Genomic DNA, 25,741 nt, shown 5'->3' on the forward strand with positions numbered 1-25,741 from the left:
CGATCAGGAAGGATTGCGCGCCGAGCCGTTGTCGAGCTTGCCGAGCGTCTCCGGCACCACGAACGCGCCGACCAGAAAGATCACGCTGATCGCGCCGACGAAGATCGCGAGCGTCGACGGCAACTGGCCCGCATCCTTCGCGACGAACGAGACGAATGTCGGCATCATTCCGCCGATCGCAAAGCCGACATTCCACGAAAGGCCCGTGCCCGTCGCGCGGATCGCGGTCGGGAAGCGTTCATTCAGGAAGATCAGCACGGGCGCATAGCCGGCGCTGCCGAGCGCGGAAAGGAGCACCGCATAGACGCCGACCATCGTGATGCTTTGCGCTGTCGGCAGCAGCAGGAACAGGCCAGGCAGCGCCACGAGCCGGATGACGCCGATCCAGATGAACGCGCCCTTGCGGCCGATGAACGTGCTGACGTGCCCCGCCGCGACTGACGCGATCACCACGCCCACGCTGCAGATCATCAGGATCGCAGCGGCCGCGCCGTTCGGCGCATGACTCACAACCTTGAGGAACGTCGGCAGATAGCCCGACGTGAGGTAGTAGCCGCTGCCGCCGCCGATGGTCAGCAGCAGATTGACGAACAGCACGCCGCGATACTCACGCGAGAAAAGCGTGCGGATCGGCGAGCGCGCCACTTCGACGGTCGCGCTTTTCATCTGCGCGGCGGCCTTCGCAGCCTTGTCGGCGGCGAGCTTCTTCCAGAGCGGCGATTCTTCGAGACTGTTGAACACGAAGAGGCCGAGCAGCGAACTCAAGATGCCCGTGAAGAACATGCAGCGCCAGCCCCACTCGTCGAATGCATCGCCGGGAAAGAGCGAGGACATCGCCAGATATGTGAGCGATGCCAGCAGCGCGCCGAGTCCCGCGCCGCCGCCGCCGATCAGCCCCGACACCGCGCCGCGATACTTCGGCGCGACCGATTCGGTGCCAATCGTATGCGTGGACGCGACCACGCCGCCGACGAACACGCCTTGCACGAGACGCAGCAACAAGAACAACACCGGCGCGGCGACGCCCGCCTGCGCGACCGTCGGCAGCACGCCGAAGGCCGCCGTCGACACGCCGACGCCGACGACCGCGACGATCATCGCGCCCTTGCGGCCGTGACGGTCAGCGTAAGAACCGAAGAGCGCAGAGCCGAGCGGCCGCATCAACAGCGTCACCGCAAACGACGCGTAGACCGCAGCGAGCGAAAGCATCGCGTGCTCGGACGGAAAGAACAGGCGCCCGACGATCGGCGCGACATACAACAACACGAACAGGTCGAACAGATCGAGCGCCCAGCCCATGCACGACGCCATCACCGCTCCCATGATCTGCCGCTGATTAGCCGGAAGCACGGTGGCCCCGTCTTGCGCTGCTACAGACATTTGCATCTCCTTGTGTGTCACAGGCACGCTTTGTTGGACGCGCGCTCTTGTCCAGGTTGAAAATCGTCAGTGCGCGGCGGCGAACGGCGATGCCACGCTCGCCCTTCGCCGGGCAACCATCGCATCGGCGATCTTCCCGGCGATCGCGATGGCCGGCATGTTCGTGTTCGCCGATGGCAGCCGCGGCACCGGCGATGCATCGACGACGCGCGCCAGCATCCGCGCGCCAGCCGCGAGCCGTTGCGAATCGCGTTCGTCCTCGAGCGGATTCAGATCGACGCGCGGCGCAACGGCGGCATCGGGCGACGCCGCTGGCACGCGGCCACGCGAATACGGCCGGTTGCACCACAGGAAAAAGAGGCTGAGCCGGTTGCCGAGCACATGTCACGCTGCGCGCGTCGCGCGAGCGGCATCCGAAAGCGCGCCTCGAGAAAATGACAGAACGTGAGCGACGGATGATCGTGCAGATTGCGTCCGACGCCCGGCAATTCCACCGTACACGGGATACCCATAGCCACGAGTTGGCGCGCATCGCCGATATCGGCGCGCATCAGCATCGTGGGCGAATGTTCGCCGGGGGCACTGCGCCCGGCGGTGTATCGGCGCCCGCCTCGATCAGCGCGACGCGCACCGACGCCGCCGTCGACGGCCGATGCGCAAGCACGCATCCCGCCGACCCGCCGCCCGCGATCACGTAGTCGAAGCGATCCATCGCGTTGTCTCCTTTTGTCTCGTGCGCCATGCGGCGTGTCGGGTATCAGCTGCCGCGAAACACCGGCTTGCGCTTGCCATGAAACGCTTCCACGCCTTCGCGGAAATCGTCCGACGAGCGCAGACGGCTATAGCAATGCCCTTCAAGTTCGATCGCGATCGACAACGGCGCGTCTTCCGAATCGTTCAGGAGCTTCTTCGCGGTGCGCTGCGCGAGCGGTGAGAACGCGCGCAGTTCGTCGACGAGCGCGTCCGTCGCCGATTCGAGTTCGGCGTCCGCGACGCATTCGACGGCGATGCCCCACTCGTACGCCTGCTTGCCCGGAATGCGGCGCGAGCGCATCACGATGTCCTTGGTTCGGCCGATGCCGACCATCGACTGCAAACGCGCCGAGCCGCCCGAGCCGGGAATCTGGCCGAGCTTCTGCTCCGGCAGCGCATAGAAGGCCGTATCGGTGACGATGCGGAAATCGCACGCCAGCGACAACTCGAAGCCCACGCCGAAGCAGAAGCCGCGATTGGCCGCGATCACCGGCTTCGAGCAGCGCGCGGGCGCCGCGATATTCCAGGCGAGCTTCGACACGTGCTCCGGCGATGCTTCCAGAAAGCCCTTGATGTCGCCGCCGCTCGAAAAATGCTCGCCCTTCGCGCGCACGACGATCACCCGCACGCGGTCGTCCTCGTCGAGGGCTTCGAACACGGCGCGCAACTGATCGCGTGCGTGCATCGAAATGACGTTGAACGGCGGCCGATGCAGAATGATGTCGGCGCGCTCGCGCTGAGCGTCGATTTCGACCAAGAAGCCGTCGAGGTTTTGCAGCAGCGTCTGGCCGCGATGGTTGAGATCACTCATTGTGGATTACTCCCTGGTGGTTTCTGTAAATTGCGCGGCCTGGGCGTTTGAAGCGGGCGTGTACTCGCCCGCTTGCAGCTTGCGGCGCAGGATCTTGCCGACCGGCGACTTCGGAATGTCGTCGACGAACACGTAGTCGCGCGGACGCTTGAAATTGACGAGGTCCGACTGGCGGCACCACGCATCAAGCGCATCGGAATCGACGTACTCGCGGCGCTTGATGAACGCGACGACGCGCTGCCCCCAGCGCTCGTCCTTGACGCCCGCGACCGCGACTTCATCGACGGCAGGATGCAGCGACAGCACCGATTCGATATCCACCGGTGATATGTTTTCTCCGCCGCTGATGATCATGTCGTCGACGCGGCCCGTCACGTACAGATCGCCGTCGCGGTCGAGATAGCCCGTGTCCCCGGTGAAGTACCAGCCATCGCGCAAGCACTTCGCATTCGCGTCCGGCCGATTCCAGTAGCCTTCGAAAGATTCGTCGCCGAGCAGGTCCACAACGATCTGTCCTTCTTCGCCGGCTTCGGCGATGTCATCGGGCGAGAGCGCATCGAGCTTCACGACGCGCAGCCGCGTATTAATGCCCGCGCGGCCCGCGCTGCCGGGTTTCCTGGTCGCGTCCTGATCGATGCTGAACGTGTAGACCTCGGACGAGCCGTAGTGATTGACGAAAAGCTCCGGCTCGAACGCGGCCGAGAGGCGTTTGAGCAGCCCGTCGCTCATCGGTGCGCCCGCGAAGCCGAGTTTTCTGACCGGCGACGTATCCGTGCTAGCGAACGCGCTGTCGGCGAGCAGATCGTGATAGAGCGTCGGCACGAGATAAAGGCAGGTGAGCGCGTGCTTCGAAATGCATTCGAGCGCGAGCTTTGCGTTCCAGCGCCGCACGCAGACGAACAGGCCATCGACGAGCGCCATCGCAAGCAGCGAGCGCACGCCCATCGTGTGATAGAGCGGCATCACGCCGAGCGTGCGTTCGCCGCGCCGGTAGAGGTTCTGCGCGACGTGCGCGAGCGCGGCCGCCCGTTCATGCCGATGCCGGCGCGGCACGCCCTTGCCTTGGCCTGTCGTGCCGGACGTGTAGAGGATCAGCGAGATGTCGTCGGCGGTGGCGTGCGTCGTGTCGGTCACCTCGCCGCTGCGCGTTCGCTCGACGATGAGCGCATCGAAGGTGGCGGTGCGGCCGGGCGCACCGTCGAGTCCGACGCGCGGCACTTTTTGCGCGGCGGCGCTCTGCGCGACGGAATCGGCGCTCACGGGTTCGTAGACAATTGCCTTCGCCCCCGCGTCGGTCATGCAGTAGTCGACTTCTTCCGGCTTCGCCCGCCAGTTGAGCGGCACGATCACGATACCCGCAAACTGTGCGGCCCAATGCAGCGTCGCCATTTCCCAGCGGTTTTGCAGCACGACGAGCAGCCGGTCGCCGTGTTCCAGGCCGAGTTCGCGCAGGCCATCGGCGACATTCAGGATCATGCGATGCCACTGCGCGTACGTCAGTTGCACATCGCTATCGACGAGCGCGAGCGCGTTGGGACTGCGCTCGACGCTTTGCAGGAACGTGCGTCCGAGATCAAGCATGTTCGACCTCCTTCGTGCTTGCCTCGGCCCTGCGGCGCGCGGCCACGTCGAGCACCGCGGCCACGATGGGCGTATAGCCCGTACAGCGGCAGATATGACCCGAGAGCATCTCGCGCACTTGCTCTTCGGACGGATCCGGCACGCGCCGCAGATAATCCGCGCACGACATCAGAATGCCTGCCGTGCAGAAGCCGCATTGCAGCGCGTGATGCCGCTGGAACGCCTGCTGCAGGTCGCCAAGCGTCTGATCGGGCGCCAGGCCCTCGACGGTATCGATATGCCGCCCATCGGCCTGCACCGCGAGCATCAGGCACGAGCGCGCCGCGACGCCATCGACCTGCACGGTACATGCGCCGCACACGCCATGTTCGCAGCCGACGTGCGTGCCCGTCGCGCCGAGTTCGTGCCGGATGAAGTCCGACAGCAGTTCGCGCGGCTCGCAATCGCCGCTTCGTTCGCGGCCGTTCAGCGTCAGCGCAATGCGCTGCGCTTTGCCGTGCCGCATGAGGGTGTCCGACAGCTTGCTCACTTTGCCTCCTCGATCACGCGCCATCCGAGTTGTCGGACCAGATTCCGGCGATATTTCGCGCTGATGTGCGCGTCGTCCTGCGCGTTCAGTTTCCAGCTCAAATCGTTCAGTGCGCCGCGCAGGTCATCGCCCTGCAAACGCGGCCATTGCTCCGTCACCGGCCGGTCCGCGACGCCGCCGACCGCAATTCGGATCGACTCGTCGGTGACCACGGCCGCGCACGCGACGATCGCGAAATCGCCGTGTCGCGCGGAAAATTCTGCGAACGCGTAGCGCTCGCCTGCCTTGCGCAGCGGAAAGCGCACCGCTTCGACGAGTTCATCGGGCTCGCGCGCGGTCATCAGCATTCCCTGAAAGAAGTCCTGCGCGGCGAGGGTGCGGCGCCTTTTTCGCGAGCGCAGCATCACGTCGCCGCCGAGTGCCGAAAGCACGAGCGGCAACTCCGCGCTCGGGTCCGCATGCGCGATCGATCCGCACACGGTTCCGCGATTGCGAATCTGAAAGTGCGAGATATGCGGGAAGGCCATCGCGAGCAGCGGCGCTTCGTCGGTGAGCGTGCTGCGCCATTCGACGCTGCCTTGCGTCGCCGCGGCGTTCACGACGAGATGCCCCGCCTGATTGTCCACGCGCACGGCATCGAGTTCGGCCGTGCGCGAGATATCGACGAGCACTTTCGGTTGCGCGAGCCGCATATTGAGCACGGCCATCAGCGACTGGCCGCCTGCCAGCACGCGGGCGTCTTCGCCGTATTGCGCGAGCGCCTCGAGCGCGTCTGACGCGGTCATCGCGCGCAGGTAATCGAACGGTGCGGGCTTCATGCGTGTCTCCTGAAACGTACGAGGAGTCTTGCGATCCACGATCCGTGCGCCTGCGCGGGCTTGCCCGCCGCCTGCCGTCCGAGCGATTCGAACAACTGCCTGAGCACGACCTTCGCCGCGCCTTCGAGCATGCGGCCGCCGACCGCCGCGACCTTGCCTGACACTTGCGCTTCGTAGTCGTACGCGAGCCGCGTCCCGCTGCCTTGCGGCGTCAGTTCGACGAGACCGCTGCCGCGCGCGCTGCCGAGCGGCGAGATTCCCGCACCAGCGAGTCGCAGACGGCGCGGCGCATCGATCTCCGACAAGCCGATACGCGCCTCGAAACGCGCCTTGATCATGCCGACGCCGACGGTCACGTCGGCGCGATACTGGTCCGGCGCCGTCTCTTCGAGCGCGTGACAGCCGGGAATGACGTTCGCGAGTGCCTTCGGATCGAGCAGCACGGCGAACACGGCTTCGGGTGTCGCCGGCAGATCGACAGCGCCCTGCGCCGTCAGTGCGCGTCCGCCGCCCGGCGTCGCGGGCTTCGTCGCGGGCGCTTCGCGATATTCGGGGCGCGACGGTTCGGGATCGTCCATGCCTATCATCGCCATCACTCTGGGCGGCGTGAGCGGCAGGCGAATGTCTTCGACGCCGAGCGCGTCCGCCACCGCATTCGCGATGCACGGCGGCGTGCTCATGTTGTTGCCTTCGCCGAGACCCTTCGCGCCAAGCGGCGTGAAAGGCGAAGGCGTCTCCAGATGCACGATCAGCGGATCGGGTACTTCGCAGGTTGTCGGCATCAGATAATCGGCGAGCGTGCCGGACAGGAAGCTGCCGTCCGCGCCGTAGCGGAACTCTTCCATCAGCGCCGCGCCGACACCTTGCGCGAACGCGCCGCGAATCTGGCCATCGGCGAGTGCGGGATTGAGGATGGTGCCCGCGTCGTGCACGGTCACATACCGGTCGATGCGCACGCGTCCCGTCACGCGATCCACTTCGACGCCGCACATGTCGAACGCGAAGCCATACGCCGCCGATGTATTGATGCGGTCCTGTTCGTCGGGCGCATCCATGTGCGGCGGTGACCAGAACACGGTTTCGCGCAGGCCCGGCTCTTCGCCCTCGGGCAAGAGCGCGGGCGCCCAGTGTGGCGCATTGCTGGCGGCGCGCGCGAACGGCAGCGCACGGTCTTCGGCATCGCGCGGAAAGACGCGCGCGCCTTCGAAGCGCACGTCGCCGGGCGCGCAGTTGAACTGCTTCGCGAGCACGCGCGCGAGTTTGTCGCGCACGCGCGTCGCGGCGAGATGCACCGTGCCCGCCACCGCGCCCGCGAAGCGGCTCGAATAATTGCCCGCCGCGACGGACCAGGCGTCCTTGTGCGTATCGAATTCGACATTGACGACGATGTCTTTCGGATCAAGCCCGAGCACATCGGCGACGACTTGCGCACACACCGTCATGTGGCCCTGACCCGCGGGCGTCGATGCGATCGTGACGACCACGCCACCGAGCAGATCCACGCTGACGGTCGCGCTCGCTATCGCGCCGTTTTTTGGCCCTGCTTTCCTACGCGCGTCCGCGGGCATCACGGTCGTGATGTAGCCCATGTTCGATACCGACGGCTCGACGATCGCCGCGAAGCCGATGCCATACAGCCGCCCTTCGTTGCGCGCGGCGTCGCGGCGCGCAACGAGTCCCCGGTATCCGCCTTCGTCGAGTGAACGGCGCAGCGCTTCCTGATAATTGCCCGAATCGAGCAGCGCGCCTGCCGCCGCGCGATACGGGAACGCATCGGCGGGAACGAAGTTGCGGCGATACACGTCGAGCACGTCGAGCTTCAGTTCGATCGCGATGCGCTGGATCAGCCGTTCCAGCGCGAAGTACACCTGCGGCCCACCGAAGCCGCGCACAAGGCCCGTCGGCGTCTTGTTCGTCAGCACGACGCGATTACGCGCGAGCAGATTCGGGATCGCGTACGCGCCCGTCAGGCAGCCGTGCATCCGGTAGAACGTCGCGGGCTCCGGCGCGCGCACGTAACCGCCCACGTCTTCCATCTGATCGTAGGACAGCGCGACGATGCGGCCGTCGGCTTCGACGGCCGCTTCGAGCGTTGAAACACGCGCCGTCGCCGATGTCGCCGCGCTCAAGTGCTCGAGCCGATCCTCGACCCACTTCACCGGCGCGCCCGCCTTGCGCGACGCGAGGCACATCAGCACGACATACGGAAACACGGCCTGCTTCACGCCGAAGCTGCCGCCGGAATCGCGCGGGGCTTTGTGACGCAGCCGATTGGCAGGCACGTTCAACGCCATCGCCATGACGGCGTGCAGCGAGAACGGCCCCATGAAATTCGACGTGACGTCGTAGCCTTCGTCGCCCGAAAGATACTCGGCGATGACTACGCCGCACTCGATCGGCGCGCACGTGTTGCGCGGATAATGCGCAACCAGTTTCACGCGATGCGGTGCGCGCTCGAAGGCCGCTTCCGGCTCGCCGTAGCGGAAATGCCGGTCGCTGATGACGTTGCTGCCGACGCGTTCGTGCAGCACCGGCGCGTCGTCCTTCGCGGCTTGTTCAATCGACGTCACGGGATCGAGCATCGCGTAGTCGACCTTGATGAGATCGAGCGCGTCTTCCGCGAGCGCACGCGATTCGGCCATCACGACCGCGACCGGCTCGCCGACGTAGCGCACGCGGTCCATCGCGAGCGCCCACTGCTCCATCGGCGATTTCACGCCGACGACGAACGGTCGCGACCACGGACGCAAATCGTCGCGCGTGAGCACGGCGCGCACGCCCGCGAGTTTCGACGCGCCTTGCGTGTCGATCGACAGGATGTCCGCGTGCGCGTGCGGCGAACGCAGAATCGCGGCGTGCAGCGTGCCCGGCTTGACAGCGATGTCGTCGCCATAGCGGCCACGGCCCGTCAGGATCGCCGGGTCTTCGAGGCGCTGCATCGGGCGTCCGATGTGACGCTGCGGTGCGCTCGCTTCGCGCGTCTCCTTGTCTGCGACGCGCGCGTCCAGGTCGTCAAATGCGGTTTCGCGCTGATTCATGACCTTACTCCTCAAGTGCGGTGTGGCCGCCGAATTCATCGGCGAGACCGCTCCAGCGTCGCGCAATCTCGCCATGCTCGATGCCGAACAGATCGAGGATGCGCCCGACCGTGTGGTCGACCACGTCGTCGATAGTCTGCGGATGCGCGTAGAACGCGGGCACCGGCGGCATCACGATCGCGCCCATTTCCGTGGCGAGCGTCATGTTGCGCAGATGCGCGAGATTGAGCGGCGTTTCGCGCGCGACCAGCACGAGGCGGCGGCGCTCCTTGAGCATCACATCGGCGGCGCGCGTCAGCAGGTTGTCCGCGAAGCCGTTCGCGACGCCCGCGAGCGTTTTCATCGAGCATGGCGCGATCACCATGCCTTCGGTCAGAAACGATCCGCTTGCCACGGCCGCGCCGATATCGCGCACGTTGTGCACGACATCGGCAGCGGCTTCGAGATCGCCGCGCGCGAGGCCGAGTTCCTGGGCGGCCGTCACCGCGCCCGACGACGACACGATGAGATGCGTCTCATGCGTGCCGACCCGGCGCAAGGCGGCGAGCAAACGCACTCCGATCACCGCGCCGCTTGCGCCCGAAATGCCGACGACGATGCGTTTCTTTCGTTCAGCCATGATCGCGCGACAGATAGGCGTCGAACGCGCTGTTGTCGGCGGCGACGAGTGCTTGCAGATCGACCGTGTCTTGCCCCGGTATGCGCACGCGTGTGAACACATGCGCGGGATACACGACGGGGCGCGTCGCATCGAGGCCCATCTTCGCGCTGACGCCTTGCAGATGCGACGGCGTATCGTCGGGCTGACCCACCGTCGTCGACGGATCGAGCGGCGAACCTTGCGCGCCTGCAATCACGACGAGATCGCGGTCTGCCTGGAAGCGCGTCGCGATCGCCCATTCGATTTCGGCGGGATCGTGCACGTTCACATCGGTATCGACGACGACGACCTGCTTGATGTCGTAGTGCGCGCCGAATGCGCACAGAATGACGTTCTTCGCTTCGCCTTCGCGCTTCTTGTCGAGTTGCACCCACAGGTGATAGCGGCACACGCCGCCCACCGACAGATGCACGTCCTTCACGGCGGGATGGCTGCGCTGAAGATGCGCGAGCAACGTGGCTTCGCGTGGAATCGCGCCGAGCAGCAGATGCTCCATTTCGGCGGGCACGATCGTATGAAAGATCGGATCGCGCCGATGCGTGACGGCCATCACTTCGATGACTTCGCGTGCTTCCTTCGCGCTGTAGTACTTCGGAAATTCGCCGAACGGACCTTCCGGCTCACGCACGTTCGGCAGAATGCGCCCTTCGATGACGATCTCCGCAAACGCCGGCACGTGCACGCCGTTCGTGACGCATCGTGCGACAGGCAGCGGCGCACCGTGCAGCGCGCCAGCGATTTCGAGTTCGTCGCGATCGATCGGCGTGATCGCTTGCGACGCGAGCATGGTCAGGGGATCGACGCCAATCGCGATGGCGACGTCGAGCGCATCGCCCGCGGCCTCCGCGTCGCGCTGGAATGCGTAGAGATGACGCGGCAGCAGCAGGATCGCCATGCGATCGGGGCCGTGCACCTGAATGCGGTTGATCGAGACGTTCTGCACACCGGTGCGCGGATTGCGCGCGATCACCAGACCGGCGGTGATGTACGGGCCGCTGTCGTGTTCGCTGTGCGTGGGAATGGGCAGCAGTGCGTGAAGATCGATGCCGCTCGTATGCATCACTTGCTGACACGGTGCGTCTTCACGTTGAATCAGTTTCGATGCGAGCGGCGCTGCGGTCGCAGCGGAAAAACGCGCGAGCAACGTGGATTCGTCGACGCCCATCGCTTCCGCGATCCACGCGCGCTTCGACATGAAGCCGCTCACGACGGGCTTGGCATGTCCGAGCGGCTGCGTGAAAAAAGCAGCTCGTTCGCCGTCGAGTCGCTTTGCAATAGCGGCGAGTTCGTGCTCGAGCGCGACGGGCTTGTCGATCGTCGCGACACGGCCGGTTTTCGCGAGATGCACGAGCCAGTCGCGCAGCGACAGCGAGCCGGTGTCGGCGTGATCCCGTCTCCAGGCGAATGGGGGAATGCCGTGCGTTGCGGCATCGCGTGTGTTCATCGGCGTCTCCATCTGTGCGCGCTACCGTAGCGAGCGCATTGGATGAAGCGTAGTGAGATCACGCCATAAGATCTAATACTGTTTTCTGATGCGGAGGATCATTCTCGCTTATATCGGTGTTCCTCCCGATGACAGCGTTCTTGCCGTTCCGTATCAATGTAACGCTCAATGTGCCTCACCAGCAGGAGCATGAAGAACCGGTACCCTGCCCGTCTGCGCAAAGCGAGATGATAATGACGACATAGGCTATTAGCGTCTCTGATGCCCCGGAAAAATGGACCTCAAGCAAATCCAGTACTTCATCGCGCTGTTCGAGGACGGCTCGGTCACTCGTGCCGCGAAGCGCTTGAACATCGTGCAACCGGCCTTGAGCATGCAGATTGCGAAACTCGAGGATGAACTGCATCAGCCGCTGTTCGAGCGCGGCGCACACGGCATGGCGCCGACCGCCGCGGGACGGCTGATGTACCGGCTGTTTTTACCGATCGTGCGTGACCTTGCCCACGCGCGGCAGCAACTCGTGCAGCGCGACGAAGTGGTGACGGGGCATGTCGGCATCGGGCTGATCGCATCGGTGACGGAAAGCGTGCTCGCGGATTCGCTGTCGCGCTTTCACGCGCGCTACCCCGATGTCGAAGTCACCGTCGCCGATGGCTACAGCGCGACCTTCATCGACTGGGTGGCGGGTGGCCAGCTCGATGCCGCCCTCATCAACAAGCCGCGCGCGCGCCTTTCTCTCGACTCGCGCCCGCTGCTCGACGAAGAGATGGTGCTTGCCTCCAGCGCCGCGCATGGCCCCGACTTGCCGCATGCAATCGAACTCGCGCAATTGCCCGAACTGGAACTCGTGCTGCCCACCAAACGTCACGGCCTGCGCGGCGTGCTCGACAGCGCCGCGCAACATGAGGACGTTCTGCTCGCGCCGCGCTTCGAGATCGACGTGCTTTCGACGATTCTCAAGCTCGTCGAGCACACGCGCTTCGCGACGATCCTGCCGCGAATCGTCGTCGAGCGTGCCGCGCGGCACGGCACGTTGCGCGCGTGCCCGATTCTGGCACCCCGCATCGTGCGGCACATTGTCTGCGTGAGCCATCCGCGCCGCCCGTTGAGCGCGGCGGCGGAAGCACTGATCGAGATCATCGGCGACGAGTTGCACCGCGCGTCGAACATGTCGGGCGACGAGCCCTCACACCCCATCAAGGAACGTTCACCATGAACGCACGACACTTGGCTGCCGGCGAATCGACCGGCACGCCCAACATCGACAGCATCGATCCCGCAACGGGCGAGGCCATACATTGCGGTGGCTTCGAATGTCCGATCGGATCGCTATTTGACCGGCTGCGGATGGAGGGCCGCGACAACTCAGACGTGGCCGTGCGTAAGGAATAACGAAGCGGCCGAGGGGCCGCGTGTTGAAGCGGCCGTCAAGTAAGCGAATTGCGCGCTACGCATGAACCCCCCGTGTATTCGCTGACCTTATCGAGGTCCGCCAGATGCTCACGGGGAATTTCATCGCCGATCTGCCCGCGCCGGATGACCAGCACCCGCTGAGACACCGCCGCGATGAAGTCAAGATTCTGCTCGACCAGCACGATCGTCAACCCGCGCTTTTCTCTTAGCGTCACGAGCGTCTCGGCGATTTCCTCGATGATCGAAGGTTGAATGCCTTCGGTCGGCTCGTCGAGCAGCAGCAGCGAAGGCTCGCCCGCCAGCGCACGAGCAAGTGCGAGCAATTGCTGTTCGCCGCCCGACAATGAACCGCCCGCGCGGTCGAGCAGCGGACGCAGCTGTGGAAAGTCATCGAGCAGCGCGGCAATCGCGTCGTCCGGCTTGCGTCCTGTCTTTACGAGGCCGAGCCGCAAATTGTCGTAGACGGACAGCGTCGGAAAAATTTCACGGCCCTGCGGCACGTAGGCCATTCCGCGCCGCGCACGCGCATGCGGCGGCAGCGCGGTGATATCGTCGGCGCCGAAGCGAATCGTGCCTGCGGTAGCGGGCAGCGCGCCGATCAGCGTGCGCAACAACGTCGTCTTGCCCATTCCGTTGTGCCCAAGAATGCCGATCGCCTCGCCCTCGCGAACCGAGAGCGCTACGTCGTACAGCACCGGAATCGCGCCATAGCCCGCGCATAAGCGTTGTGTTTCCAGCATCGCGCCTCCGTTCAATGCGGCTTCTTGCCAAGATAGATTTGCTGGATGAACGGGTCGCGCATGATGCGTTCGGGCGTGTCCTCGCGGATCACCGCGCCCTGATGCAAAACGGTAACGGTCTTTGCGATACGCCGGATAAAACTCATATCGTGCTCCACCACGACGAGCGCATGCCGCCGGTTGATCTCCAGAATCAGGTCTGCCGTGCGCGCGACTTCTGTATCGCTCATGCCCGCGGCAGGTTCGTCCAGCAGAATCAGCGGTGGATCCGCGGCGATGACCACGGCCAGTTCGACCCACTGCCTCTCGCCGTGTGCGAGCAGGCCTGTAACCGCGTCGCGATGCGACAGCATGCCGACCCGCTCCAACACTTCACGCGTCACGCGCTCGGTCTGCATCGGCGTATTGACGCGGCGCGCCGCTAGCCATACGTTCTCCCACACGGAGAGCCCGTTGAAAAGGCTCGGCACTTGCGTCTTGATGCCGATGCCGAGGCGCGCCGGCTCATGCGGCTGCATCGCGGTGATGTCCTTACCGCGAAACAGAATTTCCCCTGAAGTCGGCTTGACCTGACCCGTCAGCAATTTGAAGAAAGTGCTCTTGCCCGCACCGTTTGGACCGATCACGCATCGCAGTTCCGCCTCCGCGAGCGTGAAGTCGACGTCACGGGTCGCATGCACGCCGCCGAAGCGGACGTTGAGCTTGCGCGTTTCGAGCAGTGGCGTCGTCATGCGGTTTCCTTGCGCGATGGGCGATGCGTGCCTTGCCGCGCTTGGTCGTGCGATGCGGCGACCGCGGCGTGCGCCGTCCCCGACCCTGTGCGGCCGCGCCGAACCAAGGCGGCGAGCCGCATGCCCAGTTCGCCGAGGCCAGGAACGATGCCCTTGGGCACCATCAGCACGAACACGACGAGAATCGCGCCGAGCACGAGATTCGAATTGATCGTCTGCTGCGTGCCGATCTGCGCGGTGAGCCATTGAATCGCCACGCAACCGACAACGGGGCCGACCAGCGTCCCCAACCCGCCCACGATGACCCAGATGATGATTTGCGCCGATTGCGCAAGACCGAATACCGTCGGACTCGTAAACGCGCCCCAGTTCGCGAACAGACATCCGGACAGCCCGGCGATCGCCGCACCGAGCATAAACGTGAAGAGCTTGTAGGCGCGCGAGTCGTAGCCGAGCAAAAGTAGACGCTGTTCGTTTTCCTTGCTCGCCACGATGACGCGCCCCATCTTCAACGCAAGCAGCACACGCAGCAACAGATAGACGCCGAGCAGCGCGCCAAGCGACAGCTCGAATAAACCGCGCGGGCCGATTACATCGTCGACATTGCCCGGCATATTGAGCCGCGCGATGTTCGGAATGCCGTTGAAGCCGCCAAGCGGTGCGTGGCCGATTGTCCATTCCGGACCCGCGGTCGAATTGACCGTATTGAACAGAATCAGCGTGACCGTGAGCGTGATGACACCCATGTACACGTCCGACAGCCGCCCGTAGAAGATCAGATAGCCAAGCACCGCCGCGAAGGCGGCCGGCAGCACGATCGCGAGAATGAATGGTACGGTGCTGTCGCCGAAATTTGTGACGGCGATCGCGTACGTGTACGCACCGAGACCAAAGAACGCCGACTGCCCAAAGCACAGGATGCCGCCGCAGCCCCACACAAAGCCGAGACTCACCGCGAGTATCGCCATCACCGCGTACACGGTTGCCTGCACGAGCGCGAAGTCGTCGAGCACGCGAGGCAGCGCCAACAGCATCAGCACGCCGATTGCGAGCGTGAGCGCTGCGCTCTTCCACGAGCGCGAAAACCGTGACAGCGCGTCGGGCACCGGCATCGCGCGGTTCGCATTGACAGGGCTGTTCACAATGCCCCCTTGAAGAAGCGGCCGGTAATGCCACGCGGCAGCAGCCGCAGCATCACGATCGCGCCGGCAAGCAGCGCCACTTCGCCGAATACGGGCGTCGAAGCGAATGTCGCGATCTGGCTGATCGCGCCGAATAGCGTCGACGAGCTGATCAGTCCCGCCACGATGGCCGGTCCGCCGCCGATCACCGTGATAAACGCCTTGGCGACGAATGCGCCGCCCATCGTCGGCACCACGCCCGTCATCGGCGCGAGCAACGCACCTGCAAGTCCCGACAGCGCCGCTCCGATCGCGAAGGTTGCCGAATAGACGCGACCCGGAGCGATGCCTAGCGCATCGGCCATCTGCGGATTCTGCATCGTGCCGCGCGCGATCAGCCCGAGCGACGTGCGCAGCAATATCCAGCGCATCGCTAGCGCGAGGACCGCGGCAATCGCGATGATCACGAGCGTATAGCTGCTCACCGAATAGCGGCCGATGGCAAAGCTGCCGAGCGGCGCCGAAATGCCCGCAGTCGTATTACCGGCGATCGACGTGACGATGCCGATCAGCAGCAACGAAAGCCCCCACGTAGCGAGCATCGTGTCGATCATGCGGCCGTACAGCCGCCGGATAAACACGCGCTCCAGCACGACGCCGATCAGCGCGACCACGACAGGCGCAACGACGAGAATCGCGACCCACAGGTTCACGCCGAAATGGATCGCCTCGATGCACGCATAAGCGCCCAGCATCATAAACTCGCCGTGCGCGAGATTAATCACCTTCATCATGCCGAAGATGACTGCAAGCCCCGACGAGATCACGACGAGACTCGCTATCGCATACAGCACCTGAATCAGGACAATCGCCGCAAGATCCATCGCTTGGTTCCCTTGTATGACGCTGATAAAACGATGCGACGCGCGCACGTCACAGCTTGATCACATATTGCTGGTTATCGCGCGGATTCTTGATGAGGTTGCACACCGCGCTCGTATCGCTTGGCGGCTGCGCGATAAAGGTCTGCACGATGTCGAGCCTGTGATTCTTCACTTGCGCGATGCTTACATTGAGCACGCAGTGATGCGTCGCCGGATCGATCGACACCTTGCCGCTCGGCGCATCGATGCTAATGCCGGATTCGAGCGCGTCGATCACCTTGGTGCGTTCGAGCGTTCCTGCTTTCTTCACGCCCTGCGCCCACAAATTGAAGCCTTGATAAGTGCCCATCGCGAGTTCGGTAATGTTCGGATAGTTCGCACCGAAACGCTTGTGAAAGCGCGCCTTGAACGCCGTATTCACCGGGTTGTCGAGATTCTCGAAGTAGTTGTACGAGACGAGGAAGCCGTCGCATTCGTCGGGCGACAGCACGATCTGCTCGTTACCCACCGCGAATGTCGTCGACGCAAGCGGGATCTTCTTGTGCAATCCCGCTGCCGCCCATTGCCGGTAGAACGACATATGCGAGCCGCCGACGAGCGCGGAGACCAGCATGTCGGGCTTCGCCGATTCGATCTTCGAAATGGTCGGGCCGAAGTTCGTCACGTCGAGCGGGAAAAAGTCGATCGACGCCACGGACCCGCCGTTCTGCTGCACGAACTTCTTGACCCACTGCGACGTGATCTGTCCGTAGTTGTAATCGGCCGCGATCACATAGACTTTCTTGCCCCATTGCTTCATCGCGTACGGAATCAGCTTGGCGACAGTCTGTGCCGGCGTTACGCCCGTGCAGAACGTGTTGCGGTCACAAACGCCCCCTTCATACTGCGTGTTGTAGAAGTAGAGCGTGCGATAGCGGTCGAGCACGGGCCGCATCACTTCGCGCGACGCGGACGTAATGCCGCCTTGCACGACCGCGACCTTGTCCTTGAGCGCCGCCTGCTGCGAAAACTGCGTATAGAGCTGCATGCTCGATTGCGGATCGTAATTCAGCAGTTTTATCTGCTTGCCGAGCAAGCCGCCCTGCGCGTTCCATTCTTCGACTGCAAGAGTCAGGCAATCGGCCATCGGCTTGCCATAGATGTCGAGTCCGCCAGACAGGTCGGTAATGCCGCCGACAAGAATCTCGTCGGCCGCTTCGGCGACGAGCGGCAAGGTGCCCGCCATGCTTGCCACGGCCGATACCGCAGACGACTTCAAAAACGAACGTCGATCCATAGTGTGATTCCGGAAAGTGACACGATGAAAGAATGACGGGTTCAGAGCTTGATCCAGTCGACCGACTGCTCGAATGCATAAGCGCCGCGATAGATCGTCGCTTCGTCCCAATGCTTGCCGATCAGCATCATGCCGACTGGCAGGCCGTCGACCGTGCCGCACGGCACATTCATCGCCGGGTGCCCGGTGCAATCGAACGGGCACGTATTCGGCAGCATCTCGAACGCGCGTGTGACGACTTCGTCGACGCTTGCACCGGGTTCCGGCAGCGGCGTTGCTGTGAGCGGAAGCGTCGGCATAAGCAGCAGATCGTAGTCGGCGAATGCGGTGTCATACGCCGCCGTCAGCTGGCGCGACAGATTCTGTGCCTTCGCATAGAAGCGCCCACGATAGTGACGAATAAAGTATTCGCCTAGCACCATTGTGATTTTCAGCGTTTCGGACAACTCGTCGGCACGCTCGCGCCAGCCAGCATGAAAGTCCACCATGCTGGTCACGTAGAGGCCCTTCCAGTTGAAGCCGTGGCCATTGTCTTTCATCATCTGCTGGGTCGCGCCTTCAGCGGCGATCGGCAACCAGATCGATGGGCCGACGCGATGCATCGGAATCGATACGTCGCTCACCTTCGCACCGAGCTCGGCGAAATGATCGGCGGCGGCGCGCACTTTGGCGTCGGACGCAGCAAGCGACTGCGGCCAGCCAAACCCTTCCTTCACCACGCCGATCCTCAAGCCGCGCACACCCTCTTTCATCAGTTCCGCGTACGGCTTTGCAGTTTGCCCCGCATACTGGCGCGGATCGAGACCGTCGGGGCCAGCCAGCACTTCGAGCATCAACGCGTTATCGGTGACGTTTGCCGTCATCGGGCCGGTATGGTCGATTGTCAGTTCGATCGGCATGACGCCGGTATAAGGAACCAGCCCATGTGTGGGCTTCATGCCATAGACGCCGCAATATGACGCGGGCATGCGAATCGAGCCGCCCTGATCGCCGCCGATCGCAAGATCGACTTCGCCCGCGGCCACCAGCGCCGCGCTTCCCGATGAAGAACCGCCTGCCGAATAGCCGATCTTGCGCGGGTTGTGCACCGGCGCCGGCGAGCTCGTGTGCGAACCGCCCGAGAAGCAGAAGTACTCGCAGGTCGCCTTGCCGACAATGGTCGCGCCCGCGTCGAGCAGGCGCGTCACGATGGTCGCGTCGACATCCGGCACATAGCCCTCGAGCGTGGACGCGCCGTTCATCATCGGCACGCCCGCGAGGCAGACGTTGTCCTTCAGCGCGACAGTCTTGCCGACGAGCTTGCCCGTCGGCGCGCCTTTCACTTCGGTTTTCACGTACCACGCGTTATAGCGGTTTTCATCGCCAGAAGGCCGATAACCGGGCGTGCGCGGATAGGTGACGCGCGGGATGTAATCGGGCATCGCGTCGATCACATCATAGGCGTCGAAGTTCGGCTGCAACAACGTGTGATATGCGGCGAGCTGGGCTTCGGACAGATGCATCCCGAGGCCTTTGGCGACTTCGTCAAGCTGGGCGGGCGTGGGACGTTTCACGGCCATGGCGCTTCCTCACTCAAACGGATTCGTGTGGGATTGCCGCCTGCTGCGCGTTCATGCAGGCGTGTCTGGATGAACAGGACGTTTCGGCATCCGAACGCCTGATCCGAGACCCATGGTAGGAACACATATTTTCCTCGTCAACAATTTATTTTCCTTGGAAAGTAACTTGTCGACGCGGCGATGACGGCCGCGCAGCGAACTACGCCGCGTGGCCCTGCGGGATTACCTCGAACCGATGACCCTCCGCGCGCGCGAGATGAATGGGCATGTGGTTCACGCGGCCGCCCGCATAGGCAGCGTCGCGGGCACTGCGATAGGAAAGCGGCGCGATGCCGAGCTGCGCAAGCCCCGCGTCCCGCGAAAGACGTCTACGTTGCGCGTCCTCGAACAACGCTGCGAGAAAGTGGATGCCTTCATAGGTAGATTGACCGAACGTATCCAGCGTCGGCGCACGCGCGCCGAATCGTCCGAGGTAGCGCTCCTTGAATGCGAGATTTGCATCCGTACGCAGTGAAGCGAAGTAGCCCGACGCGACGTAGAGATTCGCGGTGTTACACGCGCCGATTCCGAGCAGTTCGTTCTCGCCAAGCGCGCATGATAGGCGCACTGCTTTCTCCGCGAGCCCTGCTTCGCCAAACGCACGATTGAAATCGATCGTATCCTGGCCGATCAGGGAGAGCAGCACGGCATCCGCACGCCGTTCCCGAATCGCATCGAGCACATCGCCGTAATCCCCGATGCCGAACGGCACGTATATGTCTCCGACCACCTGGGCGCCCGTGTCGATCACCGAACGATGCGCGAGCCGATGCGTCGCGTGCGGCCATACATAGTCGTTGCCGACGAAAAGCCAGCGCTTCGGGCGAAACTGCGCGGTCAGCCAGCGAATGGCCGGCTGCAGTTGCCGCGACGTGGTTTCGCCGATCGCAAAAACGCCGGGCGTGCGCTCGCCGCCTTCGTAGAGCGGCGTGTAGATGAACGGTATCTGTCCGCCCACAGCCTTCAGAAGGTCGTGGCGCACCGCGCTTGTATGCATGCCGACGAGCGCATCGATCGTGCCTTCGTCGATCAGACTCGTCAGTGTCGATTCGAGTTCGCTCGCATTGTCACCCGCGTTGATAGACAGGAGCCGGCAGGGCCGGCCCGCGATACCTGACGCGGCATTGAGCTCGGCCACTGCGAGCTGCGCCGAAGCGAGCGCGCAAGGTCCCCAGAGTCCCGCAGCGCCTCCGAGCGGCACGCACAACGCGATGGTCATCTCCTGCACATGACGGCAGGAACGGGAACGCTGCTTCATCAAACGGTTGACGACGCGCAAAGGTCAAACGATCGGAATGCACCAACAAATGGCGTGCAGGCATCATCGCGCACCGATGCAACGGACAATCTGCACCGATACTTTCCATGGAAAGCTTATTTGCGTAAGATTCAGCTATTCACCATCGACAAAGCATCTACCATGCCGGACATCGAACTCTCTGGATACCTCGCGTGGCTCATCGCGTCCGCGCATCGGCAAATGAAGCTCAGTCTCGCACAACTGACCGCCGAGGAAGGCGTAAGCGAGGAGCATTGGCGTATCTTGCATGCGGTCGCGGACGAAGCGGGGCACTCGATGAGCGAGCTCGCCGAACAGGTGCTGCTTAACCTTCCTGCGTTGACTAAAAACGTCGACAAGCTGGTGAGCCGGGGCCTCGTGCAGCGCTCGGCGGACGATTACGATAGCCGCAAGGTGCTGATCTTTATCACCGACCGTGGCATCAAGCTGCTTGCGCGCCTTCAACCCGGCGTGGACGCACATCATGCCGCCATTGAAGATGCGCTCGGCTCCCGTAACGCGAAGCAGTTGAAGCGTCTGCTTGAACGGTTCATCGAAGAGGCGGGGCCGCGCTGAGTGACACGGTATACGCACGGTGCGATGCAGGTGCTGGCGCGATCGCAGCAATTGAGTTCGCTTGACACGCGAAATTCCGATTCGTAGATTTTCCGTTCGCGCTTTCAGCGCTGTGCCACAGGAGAATAGATGGGGCGGTCGCACGTGTTGCATGCAGGACCGGATACGGTCCACTGGGGTTACTTCGACGCCGCGCTTGCGCCAGCACTCACGATTGAGTCCGGCGACTCTGTTCGCATCGAATCGGTAAATGGCCAGCCACGCGATCTCGTCGGCGTGCCTTTCGATGTACTGCCCGAGCATCGGCGCATCCACGAAACGTGCACACCGAAGCTCGGTCCGCATATCGTTACAGGCCCGGTCGCCGTTAACGGAGCGGAGCCAGGCGATTTGCTCGAAGTACGCGTGCGCGAAATCGAGCTGCGCCAGGACTGGGGCTGGAACGTGATACGCCCGCTGCGCGGCACGCTGCCCGACGAATTTCCACTCACGCGGTTAATGCACGTGCCGATCGATCGCGAACGGCTCACGGCGACGTTGCCATTCGGCGTCACGCTGCCGCTGCGCCCGTTCTTCGGCGTAATGGGCGTTGCGCCACCCGCTGCTTACGGAGCGATCAGTTCGATCGAGCCGCGCGAGCATGGCGGAAACATTGACAACAAGGAGCTGTGTGCCGGTGCCACGCTGTTCCTTCCCGTGCACGCGAGCGGTGCACTTTTCTCGACCGGCGACGGACACGCGGTGCAAGGCGACGGCGAGGTCAATCTCACCGCACTCGAAACTTCGCTCGCGGGATCGTTCGAGTTTCATGTGCACAAGGCAGTGCACGCGCCGATGCCAATCGGCCTATCGGTTATGCACGTCATCACGATGGGTTTCGATGAAGACCTCGACACCGCAGCGCGGCAAGCGCTGCGGGAAATGATCGCGCTGCTGGGCGAAATCACCGGATGGGCGCGCGAGGATGCTTACGTGTTCTGCAGCATGGCGTGTGACCTGCACGTGACACAAATGGTGAACGGCGAAAAAGGTGTGCACGCAATGGTCGATCGGTCTCGCCTGTCTTCGGTGCTCAAAGGATCGCATCCTCTCGCGCTCGCGTTGAGGGGCACGAGCTGATTTCTTCGTCAGCCGAACGGTACCAGAATCATTTTTGAAATTTCTGGAAACCACTCCACAATGATTCCTGCGGCCCGCTAGCCGATTCTCAAACAGACGCGACTACCGCGGCAGCACGTGCGCATAAACCATGTGCAAATAGATGACCAGCGACATCCGGATTCCAGCCGCCTTGTCGCGTCTCGTTCCAATCGAAACGTAAATTCAATCCCCGAAAAACGTAAGCCTCTCTTCATACCGTCAGGAGCTCCAGGTGTCTCGCGCATCAAACAAGTCGATTCCGTCACGCGACGCGAAATACAGCCGCCGTCATATGCTGAAGCTCGGCGGAGCGCTTGCAAGCACCCTGGCGATGCCGGGCCTCGCGCGCGCCGCTGGCCCGAAGATACGGGTCGGTTATTTACCGCTGTCCGCAGGTCTGCCGTTCTATGCGGCCGTGGAGAAAGGCTATTTCAAGGAAGCGGGTCTCGACGTGGTGCCGGTTCGTTTCAGTTCCGCGCAGCAGATCATGGAAGCGATGCTGGCCGGCCGTCTGGAAGGCTGCGCGAACGGCACGGGGACGGCCACGCTGGGCATTGGCGCGATCGCGGAACACGGTGTATTTCGCGTGTTTTGCACCAACCCTAGCAACAAGGACCACATACTGGAAGAAATCCTGGTCGGTAAAGCCAGTCCGTACAGGACGATTGCGGACTTGAAAGGAAAAAGAATCGCCTGCGGCCCCGGAATCCAGAACACGACGCTGTGCAAAGCGATTCTCGAAGGGGGCGGCGTGCCCGGCGTCAAACCGGTCGAACTGCCGTACGAACAGCACGTGGCCGCCATTGCGGCGGGTCAGGTCGATGCGGCGTACACGCTGGAGCCGATGGGGACGCTTGGCCGCCTGAACGGTTCGACCCGTGTGCTGGAACCCGCTGTCGTGTCCCATTACGTACTCGGTAGTCCAGCGGCCCCATGGCACGGCGGCGCAGCCGTTCTGACCGCGGCGTTCGTGGAGGCCAACCCGCAAGTATCGAAGCAGTACATCGCCGCGTATCTGCGCGGCGTCGACCTGGTGCGTCATTCACTCGACTCGACGCTCGTGTACCTGAGCGGCTATACACCGATTACTGCAGACCTCGCAAAGCAGGTCCCGATGGCAGGCTACGCGTCCTACACCGAATTGAGCGCCGACGATTTGCGCTACTACCAGAAGTTCTACGACTTTTTCTCGCAGAAAGGCGTGTTCTCCGAAAAGGTCGACGTGACAAGCTTGCTATACAAAGGGTAAGCGATGAACAAGCCCGCTGCTTCCGATTCGTCGGCCGCCGGCTGGACGCCGCCGGCATCGCGCGACACTGCCGCGCCGCGCACGCCGCTGCACGATCGCATGCTGCCTTTCGTCGGCCCGGTGATTCTGTTCATCGTCTGGGAGGCGGTAGTACGCATCGGGTTGATCAAGCCGATCCTGCTGCCGGGTCCGATCGACACGCTGGGTGCACTGGTACACGGCCTCGTGGGCGGCCCGCTGCTGACCGACTTCCTCGTGACGGTTGGGCGCACGCTTGAGGCATTTGTGATCGCCGCGGTCATCGGAATGCCGCTGGGCATCGCGCTCGGCAGCAGTCAGCGTGCGTATCGCAGCGTCGAGTTCCTTGTCGATTTTTTTCGCTCCACGCCTGCATCCGCGCTTATTCCGCTGTTCCTGCTGATCTTCGGGGTTTCCGATATCAACAAGGTCGCGATTGCGGCGTTCGGCTCGCTGCTTATCGTCGTGTTCAACAGCGCTTACGGGGTCATCAATGCGCGGAAGCAACGGGTGATGGCGGCCAGAGTGATGGGCGCGTCGCGCTGTCGCATCTTCAAGGACGTGCTGATCTGGGAGAGCTTGCAACCCAGCTTCGTGGGACTGCGCTCGGCGGTGTCGATGTCGCTGGTCATCGTGATCGTGGCCGAGATGTTTATCGGCTCGCAAGACGGTTTGGGTCATGCGATTCTCGACGCACAGCAGGTGCTCAATGTGAAGACGATGTATGCGGCGATCCTCGCGGCCGGAGGTCTGGGTTACGCGCTTAACATTCTTTTTTTGCTGCTGGAGCGGCGCGTGGTGCACTGGAGCGGAAGATAGATGAATACGGTACTGAACGCTCCGCCTTTCGCCGAAGTTCCGCCTGTTCGCTTCAGGCCGGGACCAGCAGGCACTCACATTACGATTCGCGGCCTGACAAAGTACTTCGCGGGGTGGCCGCTGTATGAGGACTTCGACCTCGATATCCCGAAGGCTCGCATCGTGTCGGTTTTCGGCCCCAACGGCTGCGGCAAGAGCACGCTGATCAACATGATTGCGGGCCTCGTGCCGATCGATCGGGGAGAGATCCTGTTCGAGGGTAAATCACTGAAAGACACCCGTATCGGCTACGTGTTCCAGAACTACCGTGAGGCGCTGTTCCCGTGGATGCGCACGATCGACAACATCGCGTACCCGCTGTTGCTCGAGCGCAAAAGCAAGGCTGAAGTCGATCGCCGTATGGAAGAGCTGGTGGCTTCTTTCGACGTCAGGTTCGACCTGAAACGCTATCCGTACGAGTTGTCGGGCGGACAGCAGCAGACCGCATCGATCATGCGTGCACTGGCGCCGCGCCCGGAAGTGCTGTTTCTCGACGAGCCGTTCTCAGCGCTGGACTACGAGATGACGCTCTTTATCCGGGAAAAGCTGCAGGAAGTCTTTATGCAGACCGGCACCACGATGCTCGTCGTTTCGCACGACCTTGAAGAAGCGGTGTATCTCGCCGATCAGGTGCTGCTGCTGACCAAGCGGCCGACCCGTATTGCCGAAATAATCGACTATGACGAAGCACGGCCGCGCACAGTCGAGACGCTGTCTCAGGCTAGCTTCGTTAAAACCAGGAAGCGTAGTCTGGAAGTTTTTCAACGCGAGGTGCGCAGATGAATGAACAGGGCGCTATAACGGCTATGTGAACGCGAGCGTTGCGGTGCTGAATCAAACGACACCCAGTTCACCCGGGTGTCTCGTCGTGACCGATGCGCCGCGGATCTGCGCGACGACTGCATCGACGAGCCTGAAAGGCGATGCGTGTTCATGTAGGTACCCTAAGGGCCTCCAGCATCCGCTTCACATATCGCGCAATTATGTTGAGTCTGGTTGCAGACGATTGTCCAACCAAAGTGGGGCGACAGACTCCTCGCACACCGTGAAAAATACCGTCGAGCGACGCTGGTTCCAGCGACACGTCAATACACAATGCGCTACATCCGGAGTCCCGTCTTCGCCAAACGGCAAATATCGACCCTGTGGTCCTCGGGCCAATGTCCGCTCCAGTCGAGTCGCTACCTTTAATACGCGAGCACCGCTTCTGTTCCGGTGAACGGCCGCTTCGCATACACCACCCGGTCGCACGCGCGCAGCGGTGCGCGCCACCGGGCGAAGATAGTGGAATCGGCACGCCCGGCGTATTCACCGAAGAAACGCAACTGGCCGCGGCGATATGCAGGCGAGCTTTTCCAGGAAGCGCGCCGGAACAGCCGCGAGAGCACGCGCACGGGCAGGAAGAAGCCGGGCCGGCATGCGACACAGCGCTTACCGACCTGGGGAGAGGCCCCCACCGGGAACGATGCCGTGCACGTGAGGATGGTGTGAGTGCTGAGCCTCAAGTGCGCATCGAGCCACGCTTGTCGATATTCGCGGCCTCGGCGGCGGCATGGACGGCACGGTTGAGCTGCCGCGTGCTGAGCGGATCGAGGCCTGGAAACAGCCAGCCGCCCCCAGCATCTTGCCCTGAGTGCGGGCAACCCGCCACCAGACACGCCGACGCTCGAGCAGCACCGGTGAGAGCATGGCGTAGCGATCCTTGCGGCCCTTGCCCTGTTCGATGCGCAGCGTCATGCGCTGGCCGCCGACGTCGCCGACCTTCAGCACCACGACTTCACTGGCACGCAAGCCGGCGTCATAGGCCACTGACAGTGCGGTCTGATCTGCAATAGCTCTACGC

At 63.2% G+C, this 25,741-nt stretch carries 23 protein-coding genes and 3 pseudogenes; 7 read left to right on the forward strand and 19 right to left on the reverse strand.

The window, feature by feature from the left end; genetic code table 11:
• Positions 1-3 precede the first annotated feature (3 nt).
• From QYH69_RS20080 to QYH69_RS20125, 10 genes and pseudogenes are all read right to left on the reverse strand, one after another.
• Positions 4-1,380: an MFS transporter gene (locus QYH69_RS20080; RefSeq protein ID WP_308833552.1), complete on the reverse strand. Its 1,377-nt coding sequence runs from the start codon at positions 1,378-1,380 to the stop codon at positions 4-6.
• A 66-nt stretch (positions 1,381-1,446) separates the two neighbouring features.
• Positions 1,447-1,964, reverse strand: a pseudogene (locus QYH69_RS20085) (glucose-methanol-choline oxidoreductase); the annotation flags it as partial.
• On the reverse strand, positions 1,931-2,092 hold the full coding sequence (locus tag QYH69_RS20090; RefSeq protein ID WP_374992460.1) for a hypothetical protein: 162 nt from the start codon (positions 2,090-2,092) through the stop codon (positions 1,931-1,933). The gene QYH69_RS20090 and the pseudogene QYH69_RS20085, both read right to left, overlap by 34 nt.
• A 45-nt stretch (positions 2,093-2,137) precedes the next feature.
• Positions 2,138-2,944 (reverse strand): enoyl-CoA hydratase-related protein, encoded by an 807-nt coding sequence (locus QYH69_RS20095; RefSeq protein WP_308833554.1) that lies wholly within the window; start codon positions 2,942-2,944, stop codon positions 2,138-2,140.
• Between the two features lie 6 nt (positions 2,945-2,950).
• Positions 2,951-4,525: an AMP-binding protein gene (locus QYH69_RS20100; RefSeq protein WP_308833555.1), complete on the reverse strand. Its 1,575-nt coding sequence runs from the start codon at positions 4,523-4,525 to the stop codon at positions 2,951-2,953.
• Positions 4,518-5,054 carry a 2Fe-2S iron-sulfur cluster-binding protein gene (locus QYH69_RS20105; RefSeq protein WP_308833556.1) on the reverse strand — a complete coding sequence of 179 codons (537 nt, stop codon included), beginning with the start codon at positions 5,052-5,054 and terminating at the stop codon, positions 4,518-4,520. Before QYH69_RS20105 ends, QYH69_RS20100 begins: the two co-directional genes overlap by 8 nt.
• Positions 5,051-5,872, reverse strand: coding sequence for an FAD binding domain-containing protein (locus QYH69_RS20110; protein WP_308833557.1), 822 nt, complete (start codon positions 5,870-5,872; stop codon positions 5,051-5,053). Before QYH69_RS20110 ends, QYH69_RS20105 begins: the two co-directional genes overlap by 4 nt.
• The gene (locus tag QYH69_RS20115) at positions 5,869-8,910 is read right to left on the reverse strand and encodes a molybdopterin cofactor-binding domain-containing protein (RefSeq protein WP_308833558.1); all 3,042 of its coding nucleotides are present in this window, start codon (positions 8,908-8,910) and stop codon (positions 5,869-5,871) included. Before QYH69_RS20115 ends, QYH69_RS20110 begins: the two co-directional genes overlap by 4 nt.
• A 4-nt stretch (positions 8,911-8,914) precedes the next feature.
• Entirely contained in the window at positions 8,915-9,529 is a 615-nt protein-coding gene (locus QYH69_RS20120; RefSeq protein WP_308833559.1) for a UbiX family flavin prenyltransferase, read from the reverse strand.
• Complete coding sequence (locus QYH69_RS20125) at positions 9,522-11,015, reverse strand: UbiD family decarboxylase (RefSeq protein WP_308833560.1); 1,494 nt, start codon at positions 11,013-11,015, stop codon at positions 9,522-9,524. Before QYH69_RS20125 ends, QYH69_RS20120 begins: the two co-directional genes overlap by 8 nt.
• A 274-nt stretch (positions 11,016-11,289) precedes the next feature.
• Between QYH69_RS20125 and QYH69_RS20130 the strand changes: the two genes are divergently transcribed.
• Entirely contained in the window at positions 11,290-12,231 is a 942-nt protein-coding gene (locus QYH69_RS20130) for a LysR family transcriptional regulator (RefSeq protein WP_308833562.1), read from the forward strand.
• Positions 12,228-12,407, forward strand: a complete 180-nt coding sequence (locus QYH69_RS20135) for a hypothetical protein (protein ID WP_308833563.1) — start codon at positions 12,228-12,230, stop codon at positions 12,405-12,407. The genes QYH69_RS20130 and QYH69_RS20135 overlap by 4 nt, the downstream gene beginning before the upstream one ends.
• A 35-nt stretch (positions 12,408-12,442) precedes the next feature.
• Here the strand turns inward: QYH69_RS20135 and QYH69_RS20140 are convergent, their stop codons facing one another.
• From QYH69_RS20140 to QYH69_RS20170, 7 genes are all read right to left on the reverse strand, one after another.
• The gene (locus QYH69_RS20140) at positions 12,443-13,168 is read right to left on the reverse strand and encodes an ATP-binding cassette domain-containing protein (RefSeq protein ID WP_308833564.1); all 726 of its coding nucleotides are present in this window, start codon (positions 13,166-13,168) and stop codon (positions 12,443-12,445) included.
• Positions 13,169-13,179: 11 nt separating this feature from the next.
• Positions 13,180-13,899, reverse strand: a complete 720-nt coding sequence (locus QYH69_RS20145) for an ABC transporter ATP-binding protein (protein WP_308833565.1) — start codon at positions 13,897-13,899, stop codon at positions 13,180-13,182.
• A complete protein-coding gene (locus tag QYH69_RS20150) occupies positions 13,896-15,041 on the reverse strand; it encodes a branched-chain amino acid ABC transporter permease (RefSeq protein WP_308833566.1) in 1,146 nt (381 codons plus the stop codon). Before QYH69_RS20150 ends, QYH69_RS20145 begins: the two co-directional genes overlap by 4 nt.
• The gene (locus tag QYH69_RS20155; RefSeq protein ID WP_308833567.1) at positions 15,038-15,904 is read right to left on the reverse strand and encodes a branched-chain amino acid ABC transporter permease; all 867 of its coding nucleotides are present in this window, start codon (positions 15,902-15,904) and stop codon (positions 15,038-15,040) included. The genes QYH69_RS20150 and QYH69_RS20155 overlap by 4 nt, the downstream gene beginning before the upstream one ends.
• A gap of 49 nt (positions 15,905-15,953) precedes the next feature.
• On the reverse strand, positions 15,954-17,180 hold the full coding sequence (locus tag QYH69_RS20160; RefSeq protein WP_308833568.1) for an ABC transporter substrate-binding protein: 1,227 nt from the start codon (positions 17,178-17,180) through the stop codon (positions 15,954-15,956).
• A gap of 41 nt (positions 17,181-17,221) precedes the next feature.
• Positions 17,222-18,739, reverse strand: coding sequence for an amidase (locus QYH69_RS20165; protein ID WP_308833569.1), 1,518 nt, complete (start codon positions 18,737-18,739; stop codon positions 17,222-17,224).
• A 199-nt stretch (positions 18,740-18,938) separates the two neighbouring features.
• On the reverse strand, positions 18,939-19,997 hold the full coding sequence (locus QYH69_RS20170; RefSeq protein WP_308833570.1) for a substrate-binding domain-containing protein: 1,059 nt from the start codon (positions 19,995-19,997) through the stop codon (positions 18,939-18,941).
• A gap of 201 nt (positions 19,998-20,198) precedes the next feature.
• Here QYH69_RS20170 and QYH69_RS20175 point away from each other — a divergent pair, with 201 nt between their 5' ends.
• The 5 genes from QYH69_RS20175 (at position 20,199) to QYH69_RS20195 (ending at position 24,681) form a co-directional block, all read left to right on the forward strand.
• Positions 20,199-20,633: a MarR family transcriptional regulator gene (locus QYH69_RS20175; protein WP_308833571.1), complete on the forward strand. Its 435-nt coding sequence runs from the start codon at positions 20,199-20,201 to the stop codon at positions 20,631-20,633.
• Between the two features lie 129 nt (positions 20,634-20,762).
• Positions 20,763-21,752, forward strand: a complete 990-nt coding sequence (locus tag QYH69_RS20180; RefSeq protein WP_308833572.1) for an acetamidase/formamidase family protein — start codon at positions 20,763-20,765, stop codon at positions 21,750-21,752.
• A gap of 313 nt (positions 21,753-22,065) precedes the next feature.
• On the forward strand, positions 22,066-23,022 hold the full coding sequence (locus QYH69_RS20185; RefSeq protein ID WP_308833573.1) for an ABC transporter substrate-binding protein: 957 nt from the start codon (positions 22,066-22,068) through the stop codon (positions 23,020-23,022).
• 3 nt (positions 23,023-23,025) lie between these two features.
• A complete protein-coding gene (locus QYH69_RS20190; protein WP_308833574.1) occupies positions 23,026-23,859 on the forward strand; it encodes an ABC transporter permease in 834 nt (277 codons plus the stop codon).
• Positions 23,860-24,681 carry an ABC transporter ATP-binding protein gene (locus QYH69_RS20195; protein ID WP_308833575.1) on the forward strand — a complete coding sequence of 274 codons (822 nt, stop codon included), beginning with the start codon at positions 23,860-23,862 and terminating at the stop codon, positions 24,679-24,681.
• Between the two features lie 407 nt (positions 24,682-25,088).
• On the opposite strand, the pseudogene QYH69_RS20200 reads toward QYH69_RS20195, so the two are convergent.
• Both QYH69_RS20200 and QYH69_RS20205 read right to left on the reverse strand, forming a co-directional pair.
• A pseudogene (locus tag QYH69_RS20200) lies at positions 25,089-25,389 on the reverse strand (transposase); the annotation flags it as partial.
• A 13-nt stretch (positions 25,390-25,402) separates the two neighbouring features.
• Positions 25,403-25,722 (reverse strand): annotated as a pseudogene (locus QYH69_RS20205) (tyrosine-type recombinase/integrase); the annotation flags it as partial.
• Between the last annotated feature and the right edge of the window lie 19 nt (positions 25,723-25,741).

The organism is Paraburkholderia sp. SARCC-3016, assembly GCF_031119615.1.
Lineage (GTDB): Bacteria > Pseudomonadota > Gammaproteobacteria > Burkholderiales > Burkholderiaceae > Paraburkholderia.